The sequence below is a fragment of the Marinobacter sp. SS5-14b genome, assembly GCF_030541005.1.
Classification (GTDB): Bacteria; Pseudomonadota; Gammaproteobacteria; order Pseudomonadales; family Oleiphilaceae; genus Marinobacter.
This window is the reverse complement of record NZ_JASSVM010000002.1, coordinates 162,539-175,101: the sequence shown is the minus strand read 5'-3', so window position 1 is coordinate 175,101 and position 12,563 is coordinate 162,539. Positions and strand designations below refer to the sequence as shown.

The 12,563-nt window shown below is 57.1% G+C and carries 10 protein-coding genes; 4 read left to right on the top strand and 6 right to left on the bottom strand.

Annotation, left to right across the window (positions count from 1 at the left end; all coding sequences use genetic code 11):
• Nucleotides 1-22 precede the first annotated feature (22 nt).
• The 4 genes from QPL95_RS04810 to lepB all read left to right on the top strand — a co-directional run bounded on the left by QPL95_RS04810 (nucleotide 23) and on the right by lepB (nucleotide 3,133).
• Nucleotides 23-1,081, top strand: a complete 1,059-nt coding sequence (locus QPL95_RS04810; protein WP_303289872.1) for a ribonucleotide-diphosphate reductase subunit beta — start codon at nucleotides 23-25, stop codon at nucleotides 1,079-1,081.
• Nucleotides 1,082-1,368: 287 nt separating this feature from the next.
• On the top strand, nucleotides 1,369-1,677 hold the full coding sequence (locus QPL95_RS04805; protein ID WP_303289871.1) for a hypothetical protein: 309 nt from the start codon (nucleotides 1,369-1,371) through the stop codon (nucleotides 1,675-1,677).
• An 8-nt stretch (nucleotides 1,678-1,685) separates the two neighbouring features.
• The gene (locus QPL95_RS04800) at nucleotides 1,686-2,639 is read left to right on the top strand and encodes a hypothetical protein (RefSeq protein WP_303289870.1); all 954 of its coding nucleotides are present in this window, start codon (nucleotides 1,686-1,688) and stop codon (nucleotides 2,637-2,639) included.
• Nucleotides 2,639-3,133 (top strand): signal peptidase I, encoded by a 495-nt coding sequence (lepB, locus tag QPL95_RS04795; protein WP_303289869.1) that lies wholly within the window; start codon nucleotides 2,639-2,641, stop codon nucleotides 3,131-3,133. Before QPL95_RS04800 ends, lepB begins: the two co-directional genes overlap by 1 nt.
• A gap of 51 nt (nucleotides 3,134-3,184) precedes the next feature.
• Here the strand turns inward: lepB and QPL95_RS04790 are convergent, their stop codons facing one another.
• Genes QPL95_RS04790 through QPL95_RS04765 form a run of 6 tightly spaced genes read right to left on the bottom strand, consistent with a single transcriptional unit; the run spans nucleotide 3,185 to nucleotide 12,553 of the window.
• A complete protein-coding gene (locus QPL95_RS04790) occupies nucleotides 3,185-3,718 on the bottom strand; it encodes a hypothetical protein (RefSeq protein WP_303289868.1) in 534 nt (177 codons plus the stop codon).
• A 1-nt stretch (nucleotide 3,719) separates the two neighbouring features.
• Nucleotides 3,720-4,352, bottom strand: a complete 633-nt coding sequence (locus tag QPL95_RS04785) for a CDP-alcohol phosphatidyltransferase family protein (RefSeq protein WP_303289867.1) — start codon at nucleotides 4,350-4,352, stop codon at nucleotides 3,720-3,722.
• Nucleotides 4,345-5,967, bottom strand: a complete 1,623-nt coding sequence (locus QPL95_RS04780) for a fatty acid CoA ligase family protein (RefSeq protein WP_303289866.1) — start codon at nucleotides 5,965-5,967, stop codon at nucleotides 4,345-4,347. The genes QPL95_RS04785 and QPL95_RS04780 overlap by 8 nt, the downstream gene beginning before the upstream one ends.
• 1 nt (nucleotide 5,968) lies before the next feature.
• Entirely contained in the window at nucleotides 5,969-7,084 is a 1,116-nt protein-coding gene (locus QPL95_RS04775; protein ID WP_303289865.1) for a hypothetical protein, read from the bottom strand.
• Nucleotides 7,074-9,827, bottom strand: a complete 2,754-nt coding sequence (locus QPL95_RS04770) for a phosphoenolpyruvate synthase (RefSeq protein WP_303289864.1) — start codon at nucleotides 9,825-9,827, stop codon at nucleotides 7,074-7,076. The genes QPL95_RS04775 and QPL95_RS04770 overlap by 11 nt, the downstream gene beginning before the upstream one ends.
• Complete coding sequence (locus tag QPL95_RS04765; RefSeq protein ID WP_303289863.1) at nucleotides 9,824-12,553, bottom strand: phosphotransferase; 2,730 nt, start codon at nucleotides 12,551-12,553, stop codon at nucleotides 9,824-9,826. Before QPL95_RS04765 ends, QPL95_RS04770 begins: the two co-directional genes overlap by 4 nt.
• Nucleotides 12,554-12,563: the final 10 nt, after the last annotated feature.

The window sequence follows — 12,563 nt, the reverse complement described above, 5'->3', positions numbered from 1 at the left end:
ACTTAACTTTGGAGGCCTAACCATGCTGGATTGGGACGACGAACCGAAAACCGAACACAAGCCGACGGCCAGCGCCGGACCGGCGCCGGTGAACGTAGACGACAAGCGCGTGATAAACGGCAACACCGACATCAACCAGTTGGCGCCGTTCAAGTACCCCTGGGCCTGGGAATACTTCATGAACGCCAACAAAAACCACTGGACCCCGCTGGACGTCAACATGGCGCAGGACGTCCACGACTACCATCACCGCCTGAACCCGGCGGAAAAGCACGTGTATGAAAACGTACTGGCCTACCTCACCACCTCCGACATCCTGGCGATGCGCAACATCGGCCTGGCGGTGATGGAGAAAATGAGCGCGCCCGAGCTGCAAATCTACCAGGCCCGCCAGGTGTACGAAGAAGCCCTGCACACCTGGACCTACCAGCACTGCATCGAAACCCTCAACCTAGACCAGAGCGAAATCTACAACCGCTACCGCGTGGTGCCGCAGATCAACGCAAAAATCCAGCTGGCCAACCGACGGCTGGACGCCGCCATGCGCTCAGACATGAACCTGCGCAACAAAGACGACCTGCAGGAATTCATCATGTCTTACCTGTTCTTCGCCGCCGTGTTCGAAGGCTGCTGGTTCTACAACGGCTTCAGCCCGATCTTCGCCCTGCAGCGCCGGGGCCTGATGCGCGGCACTGGTGAGCAGTTTCAGTACATTCTGCGGGACGAAGCCATGCACTTCTCCTTCGGCCTGAAAGTGGTCAACCAGATCCTGGAAGAAGAAAACATCACCTTTGATCCCCAGGCCGTACGGGAAATGTGGGATGAGTGCGAAGCGGCCGAAACCGCATATGCCAACTACATCCTGCGCGACCCCATCCTGGGCTACTCGGCGGAATACCACATCGAGCAGTTCCGCTTTGTGGCCAACCGCCGGGCCAGAACCGTGGGCCTGGAAGAGCCCTTCCCCGGGGCCAAAAACGTCTCGCCTTGGCTGGACGAGCAGGCCACCATGCGCAAAGAGAAAAACTTCTTTGAAACCCGGGTGATCGAATACCAGACAGGGGCTCAGTTAGAGTGGTGATGTAGCCTCTGGCCGGAGTTATACGAACCCGTTCGCAAAATTCCGGCCAGAGGCGAGGCACAGTAGGTAACTATCTGATATGGTTCGAAGCGCTACAAGACGCGATGGCGTTACACCTCAATGAGATGACACTGCGGATATGCTCAACCTGGTATTTATTATAAACCGCGTGAAGTGGTTGGAGTGGGGTTAAATTATAAGGTTAGTGGCAATGCCGCCTGGGTTATCGTTGTAGAATAATGCAGAGTTAGACAAATAAGAAAAACATTTAGAGGATTTCTAAAAGAATGGAAGGGTTAATTTTTCTTGTTGTAATTGCTGTTATTGTCTATGCCTTTGTAAAAGGAAATGCCTCTAAATCTACCAAGCCAAATGCAGGCGATCCGTATGCATGTTCCGGGTGTGGAGTTCAAGTAAAGCACAGTCGCCGCACAATATCGGCTTGGGAAAGAGGGGCAAGAAGTTTTTACTGTAAATCTTGCCATGGTAAGTGGCGAGAAGTGCAATCCAGCCAGAAGCCTTCTGGCTGCCTGGGCATGTTTGTATTTATTGTTGTTTTTCCTGCCATCGCCATTACTGGCTTATTCATAATTTAAGAATGAGAATGATTAGCCTTGGAAAGTATCGGGCGCGGTTAAAGCGTGCTTATAAAGAGCATTTTTCCTTGTTCCTTTTTGTATCATTGGCTTCGCTGTTAGGTTTCAGTATTTTTTTAATGCCTGTTTGTTTGTATTTTTCAGTTTTAACTAGCGGATTTCTTATTCTGGTGCTAGTCGCCTATTACTATACCTACTTCAGTAAATTTAGGATCTTAACCGATGATTACTCGCCCCAAAAGGAGTATTACTATGAGGCGTATTCGGTATGGGGGGTGCTCGCATTTAATGCGCTATTTATTTTTGTATTTGCTCACGTTGGTACTGTTCTCTCAAAAGTATCGCCGGTTTTAGGGTTTGGGGAAATAACATTCTATGGGATGCTTTTATTCCTTGTTCAAGCGGTAATAGATGGTATAACTTTTGGTATTCTTGGGTCGTATTCAGTAAATTTGTCAAACATTAAAATGCATGGAGTTTTTGCTCAAACCTATGCGTACGCTGCTAATCTAACAATTGATTTGGCCTTTATTGCTTCGATTTTTTCAGTTGTAGGCGAGTATCTCGGAACCAATCGTGAATTTAAAAGAATAATCTCGTCAGAGGTCAGTGATTCAGATTTTTTCACCACATTGTCTCCGGCTAAGGTCAGAGCAATTGTAAAACATATAAATTCAGGAAAAATCGACGTTCAGAGTCAGAGCGAAAAAATTGTAAACCTTCTGTTCAATAGCTGTAGTAAAGATGCCAGGGATATCATGCTGCAAGTCATGCAAATGACAAATAATATGGATGTTTATTCACGATGTGTTGATTATTTTAAGCGTAATAAAGATTATAGATTCAAAAGGATTTGTGCAAGAGTTAAAGATCCTGTGAGGTTGGGCATACTTTTTGAAAAGGGAATGCGGGTACCGGGAAAAAACTACTCTGGCGATGTCCTTCGAACAAGGGAATGGTAATGAAGACGACGTTTATTTTGATGATCATCGCACTATTCAGTACGTCTGCATTCGGGCGGGAGTTCACTCAAACGGGCGTAGCTATGGAACCCACCCTAAAGGCCGGAGAGAAAGTTGAAATCGGTTTTTTTTCCTTGTTCAGCTATGAACCTGAACGCTGGGATGTCGTTGCGGTAAAAAATCCTCACGAATTCAATTTGATGGTGTTCAGAATTGTTGGTCTCCCTAACGAAAATATAAGGCTAGAGAAGGACGGTATTTACATCAACAATGTGAAGGTAGAACTGCCAAGTCGCCTGGCTCAGGCTGGAATATATTATTGGCCGGCATCTGCTGTTAAAAGAAATAAAAAATCCGGAAATGATGTTTATCAAACCGGTGAGGAAGAATATTTTCTACTCGGCGATAACACATTAAAGGCAAATGACAGCCGATTTGAGCTCGGTATGATTCCACGGGCTTCCATCGTGAACAAAGTTAGTGGAAATCTTTAGAAATCCCTTCAGGGTTTAAAACCAACGGAATCAGAAGACGGCTTTCCGGGTTCACGTCGGCAGTTTTTTCAGTTTCATAGAAAACAGCCATCGCTTTACGCCCAGAGCGGTCAGCGGAAAAGTCAGTGCGTAAAGCAGTCCCACTTCCCAGTCAAAGCCCGGATAGAGCATATAGGCAATGGCAACGCCGGCGCCGGAGTCGAACTGATCCAGAAAGGTGAACAGCTGCCTGTGCCGCGCGGGCGTTTCTCCGGCGGCGATGCCCAGGCGTCGCTTGAGAAAGGAGTTGGGCAATTCGGCCAGTACATAACCCCAGCCCGCTACCCAGCCCGCCAGCAGTAAATCATTTCCAAAGACCCGGTTGTCCCCCAGTAGCCACTCCGTTGGCCACAGGCACAGAGCTCCGAAGGTGGTCAACAACGGTACCAGCACGATACCACGCCAGGTTTTGTTGGCACCGAACAGTCGTGTGTGCAGGGGGCGGCGCAAGGCTGGTAGCCAGTTACGAGTCACCGCGAGCATATGTAGTACGCCGCCGATCACCACGGGAATCTGTAGGTACAGGGCTGTGAGAAGGGTGTCCACGCTATGGCGCTCCAACGGTCAGGTGAAGAGTCACAAACAGGCCTGCGCCGCCGAGGGTGAGAGCAAGGATGGTGCTCAGGCGGCTGAACTTGAAAAAGCGCCGCCGCTGGATCATGGCGTGGCTGAAGCTTAACAGGGTCAGGGCCAGAGCTGGTTTGAGCCAAGCCTCCGGAACAAACCGCGCCAGCAGCAGGTAACCGGCCAGGATGAACAAGCTCCAGAAGACCGGCATACCCAGGTAGGCCAGGCCACTGTCTTCCTGAATGTTGCCGGTGTCGTTAAACACCGCAAGGCGGATGCAGCCACAGCCCATCATCAACATCAGGCATATTGCCCAGGCACCTGAGAACCCGCTCAGATAAAAAATCAACGAGGGGACGACCAGGTAGATCAGCACATCCATAAAGCCGTCCAGGTAGCGGCCAAAAGCTCGTTCCAGTCCCAATTTACGGGCCAGGATGCCGTCCAGGGCATCTGCCAGCATGGCCAGATAAAGCAGCGCAGTGGCCAGATAGAGGCTACCGCTCAGCGCCAGGGCTCCGGCTATCAGTGAGCTGCAAACACCGGACAGGGTGATTAAATCGACCCGGTTCAGGCGGATCAGATAGCGGGAATGGGTGGCTGTGTCAGGCATCTTCCAGGCCCCCTTCAGCCAGGTCGAGGTATGGTTTCAGGCGTTTTTTACGAATCATGGTGATCAGGGCCTGGCGGTCGATCTTGCTGTTGTGTCGGCCGTCTACCGGCATGGCCTTCACCCGGTAGATTCGGGTCGTCTGAAAGCCGTTTTGATTAAGCGTGTCGCGGAGGGCTCGGATTTCAGGTCGCCCCTCCACCACCAGAATGCTGTCTGTCTTGCCTTGTTTCAGCGGCGGTAGCAGGGCACTGCGAACAACACCGGGCAAGCGGTCCAGAGCTTTTTCAGTTGGGTAGGGGTAGCGGGTGTGCTCGCCTGAATGAAGCGCGTCTTTCATCCGCCCGACCAGCCAGATACGGCCGTGTTCGTCCAGATAGCCAGCGTCTCCGGTGCGATGCCACACGCCACCATGCTCCCGGGGAATCTTGTTTTCCCGGTTCGCGTCGGGATTGTCCACATAGCCCTGCAGCACGTGGGGACCGGACACCAGAATTTCGCCTATGCGGCCCGGCCGCGGGGTGTCGTTGTCGATCTGAGTGGCATCTTCCGTGGGTTGGTTCGGGGAAATGATGCGCAGCTCCACCATGTCTGCAGGTTTTCCAACCAGGTGGCCCTCGCCTTGTTGACCGTCCTGCAGCAGCTCCGGCAGATCTATATCGGCGATGGGCTCTGCCTCGGTTGAACCGTAAACAATTCGTACGTGGGCATTCGGGAAAAGGCTTTGGCAGCTCTGTGCCAGCTCTTCGCTTATGGTAGAGCCGCCAACAACCACCGACCGGATTCCGGGCAGTGTCGTGTCGGATGCCTGTCCGGCGCGGATGAGCCGGGCCAGGTAGGCGGGTGCACAGGCGATGCGAGTGACCGGGTTTTGCTGAAGTTGCTCAAGAATGCGCTCAGCGTTCGCCTGGCCTGGGTGTGCCAGGTTGGTAGCCGGCATCAGGGTGGATATGCCGCAACACAGATTGTGCAGGACCAGCACGGGAAAGCAGGGGGAGTCGAGGTCGTCCTGCTGATCTGGCCAGTGAGCGCGAATGGCGCGATGTTGTTCAATCAGGCTGTTGTGGGTGCGGTCAGCGCCCTTGGGCAAGCCGGTACTGCCGGACGTAAAGGTGATCAGACCGTGGTGATCCGGTGCCACAGCAAGGCACTGGAAGGCCGGGCCACTGGCGGATTCCGGAATCGGGAGAACCTGTACACCGGGGGCTTTGCGGTCCAGGGCGAGACGGGGCAAGCGCCACAGAGGCGGGAACAGCCACCATAGCCGTAGAATGTTACGTTCGCCCACGGCGGCTTTGGCATCACTGGCCTTCAGTGCCGCCATCAGGCGGGCGCGGCTCATGCCCCGGTCAATCAGCACCGGCACCATCCCGGCGCCGAGCAGGGCAATCACCAGGGCATAGAGTGCGATGCCGGGGGTGGCGAGCACCAGCACCTTGTCGCCACGGGTAAGCCCTTGTCGGGCCAGACCGGATTGTATGGTGGCAGCACGGTCCAGCAACTGAGAATAGGTGACGTCATCGCTGGTCTGGTAGTTGCTGTCCGCTTGGGGAATGCTCAGAGCCATCCGGTGTGGATTCTGCTGGGCGGCCTGGACGATTGCATGGCAGAAGTTCATGTCAGATGGCCTTTTGGAAAAGTCCGTAGGAGCGCTGGGCCGCGGTACCATGGCGCAGGGCGAACTGTCTGGAGTTGTTGTCTTCCCGTACCAGTGCGGCGCCCAGCTCGTCGTAAAGGCCCTCGGCGCGCAGGCTCAGTTCACAGCTCATGGCGGTGAACAGGCCCAGTGAGCGGAAGTCCGGGTGCACGCCGGCGGTTTTGGCCAGGCCCCGGCGAGGTTGTGGCAGTGCCGGGAAGTGGCTTTGGTAGCCAAGGTCTTTGCTGGCGACGGCGTTGGGGTTGGCCTGGCTCAAGAGTGGGCCATAGTCTGGAAACACCAGAAAGAACCCGGCGATGCGGCCGTCCTGACTGCGGGCCAGAACCGAGCTGGCGGGGCAGAAGCGCCTCGCAAAAGCCTCACCACAGGCCGCGCCGAAGGCCTCGCGGGAAATGGCCGTATAGGCAAAGTTGGCACCAAACACCTGGTCCACAAAGCCGTAGATCTCATCCAGATGGTCCAGCCAGAACTCTGGGGTCATGGCCTCCATTCGGACGACCTGTTCCAGTTTGGGCTTTACCTTCAGGTAGTCATCGGCCACTGAGTTGATGATGCCCGGTGTCTGGTTGAAGGTAGAGAGGTAGCGGTATCGGCAGTCGAAGCCGAGCTTGTCCATCAGCGCCGGGTAATACGCCGGATTCCACGGTTCGCCGGGAAAGCAGCTGGTGTCAAAGCTGTCGAGGCGAAGTCGATAGGCATTGAAGGTGGTGAAGTTGATGGGGCCATACAGGCGCTTGGCGCCTTTAGCCGCAGCCCAGTCTGACAGTTCCCGGAACAGGTCGTTGTGAACCGACGGATCATCGAACCCCTCCCAGAAACCGAAAAACGCCGCGGGCTCGCCATCAATCTCACGATCGCTGAAGAAACCAGCCAGTCGTGCCTTGCCCGGAACCACGCCGATCCAGGCGCTGCCGCTTTGAAACCAGGGGTTGGCAGAGCTGAACTGCTGGCGTAAGGCCGCTTCGTCTTCTCCAAGCCAGAACGGGTCGGCGGCATAGATTTTACCGGGTAGCTCACAAAAGGCATCGGGCAGGCCCGCCGCCGGGTCAAAGGTCTGGCTGATGCAGTTACTGGTCATGGTTTTCTTCCACGGCTGTCTCTTGAAAACGTTCGACGGTGCCTTTGACGCCATCCATGCGGACGCGTTCGCCATCCGCCAACAGGCTGGTGAGGCCGGGAATGCCAATGATGGCCGGAATACCAAGCTCTCTTGCCACCACTGCGGAGTGCGACAGGGTAGAGCCCCGCTCGACGATGATGCCGCCGGCGGTGGGAAACAACGGCGCCCAGCCGGGGTCAGTGCGCACGGTGCAGAGTATCTGGCCATCCAGGCTGAGTTCGTCTTCCGGGGAGAAGATCAGCCGAACCTTGGCATCAACGATGCCGGGGTAGCAGCCAGTGCCTTGCAGGTCACCGTTGCCATCGCCCTGACTGACAACCTCGTGGGGGTAGGCGTACTGGTTTTGCAGGTAAACCACATCCCAGGTCCAGAAGTGGTGGGGCGGTTCGTCGTTTTCATAGTCCGCGTACTCTTCCCGACGGCAGGCCACGAGCGGTTTTAGTCGGGCCTGCACGGCACGGCCGTCGTTCCAGGCATAGAGTTCTTCCAGGCTGAGCCAGAAAATGTCCCTGGGCTGCTCCAGGGCATCATGGAAGGCCAGCTGCTTGCCCAGCTCAAGGAACAGCTCCCGATACAGGCCGAACATACGGGTTCTGGCCAGGCGCATGTTCTCCCGGTTGCGAATGGCCGCGCGCAGTTTGCCCAGATGTTTGCGGAAGCGCCGGAGTGCCTGCCGGCCCAACTTATGCTGGATCGCGCTGAACGCCTCCTGTTCCGCTTCCGCGCGGAAGCGGGCTTCGTTGGCGGCCAGGGTTTCCGGGGTCAGGTCGTCCCGGGTCAGGTAGTTGCGCAGGATGGAGAACAGAAAGGCTGGGTCCTGGCGCAGGGTCACAGACTCCAGTTTCAGTTCACCCATGGTGCGGTCGCCGTAGCGTTCGATGTAGTCCTGGCAGCGCTGATGAAAGTCAGGATCCAGCACCTGGATCTGCCCCAGCAGATTGCTTTGGCTTGCAGCGGGGGCTTCCAGCAGTCGGCGCAATTTCGGCTGTTGACGCACGGTGGCGCAGAGCTCCAGCAACACCTTGGTGGGCTCGGTGCTTTCGATGCCTTCCTCGCCCGACAGCAGGTTGTTCTGCAGCACCGAGGGTTGTTCAAAGCCCGCCGCCACCAGGGTGCTGTGTACCCGTCCGTTCATCATCATCACGTAGAAGTCGTTGAGAATGGGGGCGGTCCAGCGGTCCAGCAGTTCAGTGTCCAGGCGCCGTGCTTCCGCAATCAGCTCGCCGGGGGTCAGGGTGTGCAGTTGGTCACGGCGAATACTGCGGTAGGTGCGGTCGAACATGGCACGGAAATCGGCCACCAGGGTGTCCATGCGCCGGAAGCCGCGCAGCAGATGAAACAGGGCACGAAGAATCTGCGGCAGTTTGCGGAGTTTTTCTCCGGTACTGGCGCGGGTGTCGGTCACCAGATCGACCGGGTCGGTCAGGCCCATCATCCGTTCCATGTCGGCCTTGTTGCTGTTGAAAGAGGGCAACATCAGCAAGCCGCGATACCAGTTGTTGATGTTGTAATAGACCCGTCCGTTCACCAATCCCAGCATGTTGTCGAGCATGTCCCGGTGGCGTTCAATCTCTGCGCTGGAAATGCCCAGCACCCGCATGGTCTGCTCATAAACCTTGGCGTAGGCCCGGTTGGCAAACGAGAAGGTCAGCGGTGTGGTCACGCCGCAATAGGATTCCTGGATGTTGGAGTTATCGAACACCAGGCGCCGGCCTTGCGGTGGATTCGGGGCCGGCAGGCGGGTGACCGGTCGGGTTTGCAGGATATGAAACTGGCCAGCCCGCAAGGTCCACTCGATATCCTGGGGTTCGCGCCGGAGCTCGGCAATGCGCAGGCCGAGATCTTTCAGTTGAATGGCTTGAACCTCTGACAGGCAGGCTATGTGGCGTTGGCCATCTGGCACCGGTTGTTCCCGGGTGCCGCGGTTGCTGTCACCGTCGAATACCACGGCCAGGTCTTTGTCGGCGAGGGTGGTCGTAATCTGGTTGTCGAACAGGCCCACGGTAAATTCGTCGGTGTTGCAGATGCCGGCGACAATGCCTTCACCGGTGCCCCAGGCGGCGGAAATCAGGGCGTGGCGACGGCTGCCATTGCCCGGATGGGCGGTAAACATGACACCAGACACTTCGCCTTCCACCATTTCCTGAACAATAACCGCCGCCTGTATGTCGCTCAGCGCAATGCCCTTGCTGATACGGTATTGCAAGGCCCGGCCGTTGAAAGCTGAGGCGGCGACCTGCAGAAGGCTCTCATAAATGGCGTCCAGCCCGCGCTGGAACAGGTAACTGTCCATCTGCCCGGCGAACGAAGCGCCCTGTGCGTCTTCGCCAAGTACCGAGGAGCGCACGGCGAAGAAGGTCTGCTCCTGGCCTTGCAGGGCCTCCGCAATTTCTGCTTTGAGGTCGTCGGGAAGCCGGGCGCCACGAATCCGGTCACCGATGTCGGTGGCGATCTTTTCCAGCTGTTTGAGGTCTTGCCCGGTGCCAATGTGCTCAATTTGCTGATCGACCCAGGCGGTCAGGTCATTGAATGCCAGGATGTCGTGAAAGGCACCGGTGGTGGCCACCCACCACCGCGGTACGGGCAGGCCTTCCCGGGTGAGCCAGGCCAGGTTGGCGGCTTTACCACCGAGCAGGTCCGGGTTCAGGAAAAGCGCCTGATCCTGACGATAAAAACGGGGTGTGGTGCTGGGCTGGCTCATCGGGTGGGCATCCCTTCAAGTTCAAGCAAACGATGGAAGGTGTAGAAGGTTCGCTCCATAAACGGGTAATGACGGAAGGTGTGCGCCATCAGGTACATGGGCACTCGGTTTACCACCAGGTCGAGAAGTGACAGCACGTAGCCTCGGCGCCATTCGACCGGATCGATGGTTTGGCCGGAGTGTCGCTCCAGTTCGGCGCGATGGAGTTCCAGATAGAAGTCGACGTCGGCCCGGGTTACGTCGCTGGCCAGGGTAAATCCCATGAGCTCTGCCAGGTCGTGTTGTGGCAGGTGAAGGGTGGCGAGTTCCCAGTCGTAAGCACACAGAACAGGGCCGTCACGGCCAGCGCGGAAGGCAATGTTGCGTGGGTTGAAGTCGTTGTGAATCAGGGTGCGAGGCATACGCTCGATTTCTGGCCACCAGTCCTTCAGGTTGGCGACGATTTCACGGAAGGTTTCGGTGTGCTCTTCGGCTACCCATTCCGGGAACTCTTCCCGGGCATGGGCGCCGAGCAATTCCCACAATCGCTGCTTTTCCACCATGCCGCTGGCGGTGGGGTAGTCCACCATCCAGTCTTCGGCCAGCAGCTCATCCTCACGGCGGTACCAGATGCTGTGCACGGCCGCGATGCCGGTAATGGCGGCGGTCATGTGCTGACGGGTCCAGCAGGAGGTGTCGTCGGCGCTGTCCATCAGGTCCAGGTTTTCCAGCAGTTCCTCTACCAGCACATAGGCTTCGCGCTGCGGGTCGAGGATGACTCCGAACACATCCGGGGCGTGGCGAACAAAACGCGGATCTTGCTGGGTCATCACCTTGAGTTCACGAACGTGACAACCCCGGAAGCCAATCTGGTTACGGAAGGTATTGAACGCGTGCGCCAACCGGGCATCACACATCGCCGCCATGCCGTTGAGCATGATGATGACCTCTTCATCCAGCGGCTTCACCTTGACCATGACCCGGCGCTCACCGGCATTGGTGTCCAGTGCGAAGGGGAAGTGGCCCAGCAGTTTGTTGACTTTCTGGGAGGTGAGCTCGGTGATGATGCTGGAGCCGAGCATGTCATCCGGTAACTGGATGGCGCCCTGAACGGCCAGTTCGTGAACCCCAAGCTCTCGGATTGCCTGGTTAAACAGGTCCGGCGTGAAGTCACCCAGCTTGAGGAAGTCGACGGGGCGATTACGCCCCAGCTTTTCATGGGCCCGGGCAAACTGGTCGGCGGCAATGGCGGCGAGGGTGGACAGGTCCAGGGCCAGGCAATAGGCGGCAATGATTTCCCCGAGTTTGTGGGCGTTGCCGCTGCCGGCACAGCCAATCAGGCTCAAACATTCTTTCTGCTGGGCCAGGTTGGTGCCGCCGCCAATGGTGCCAATGACCAGCGATGGCAGGGTCATGGTGCAGTAGGCGTTGCCTTCGGCGTTCAGCTCAATGTGCAGCTGTGCCAGCGAAGACTCGTGCACACAGGCAATGTCCTGACCCAGGGAGGTGAACATGGCCGCAATCACGTTGGCCACGTTGATGTTGATGCCGATCATGCCGGCCGCCAGGGAGCCGGTCACAAAGTGCTGGTAAGCCTGCACCAGCTGAGCCGCAGACACTTTCAGAACCCGACGGCAGACCTCATCCGTCAGCACGGCTTCGGCCAGAACCCGCAGCCCCCGACCTTTCAGGAAGGTCTGGTAGGTCACCTTTTTATCGTTGGACAGGTTGGCTTCGATCAGGAAGTTGCGAACCTGCAGGCCTTCGAAATGCCGGATGCGTTTGAGAATCCATTGGCACGCCTGCCAGGTGCAGGTGGTGGTCATGTTCTGGCCGGCGGCGTCTCCGGTTTCGTAGATGAAGTGGACGTGCACGTTGCGGCCCATGACCTGGGCCTGCAGCTCCACCAGCTGGGCGAAGTTGGAATACTTGCGGATCTCTTCAGACAGCTCCTGTTCGTGATCCTGCACCCACTCAGAGAAGAACATGGCTTTGTTCATATCATCAAAGCCAAACAGGGGCACGCGCATCATGCGCTGGCCGAGCACCCGGGCGTTAACACCGCCGGAGCGGGAAAGCGCGGTTGCACCTCGCGTGGCGGAGGCCACCAGGGCGCCTTCGGAGGTGGCCATTGGGGCGTAGTAAAGGCCGTCCGCATGGACACCCTGAATCTGAAGTGGTCCGGCCAGGCCGACTGGTACTTCCACGGAGCCGATCAAGGCTTCAATGTTGCTGACCAGCTTGCGCGGGTCAAAGCTGTGGCGGGATACCGCCGGCAGCTCAACGCCCACGTGTTCTTTGATGAAATCCAGGCGCTCCAGCCTGGCTTCTTCAGTATACAGGCCGCGCGCTGGCACTTTGGGTAGCGAGAATTCATCCCACTGGGTCGGTGACGGGTTGCGTGGTTGGGTACGCAGGGCGTAGCTGATTTCCCAAAGGCGGTGGGAGGTGAGTTCACAATCCCGGCTCCAAAGCACCACTCTGAGGCCTTCCCGTGTTTCGCGGATCTGCCGCACCCGCAGTTCGGGCAAGTGAAAGTCCTGGCCATTCAGCGTCAGCAGCACGTTGGTAAAGTGCGTGCCCGTATCGGGCAGCGTTGCGCCTTCGGGAAAGCGAACGCTGAGGTGGCCCTTGGAGATATCACACGGTGTGATGCTGAGGTCCGGATGCTGGGCAAACCGGCATTGAACCTGGTGTTCGGAGCCGAAGGTGAAGCGTGGTGGCGGTATCAGTGTGGTTTTTGGCATCGGGTGTCTT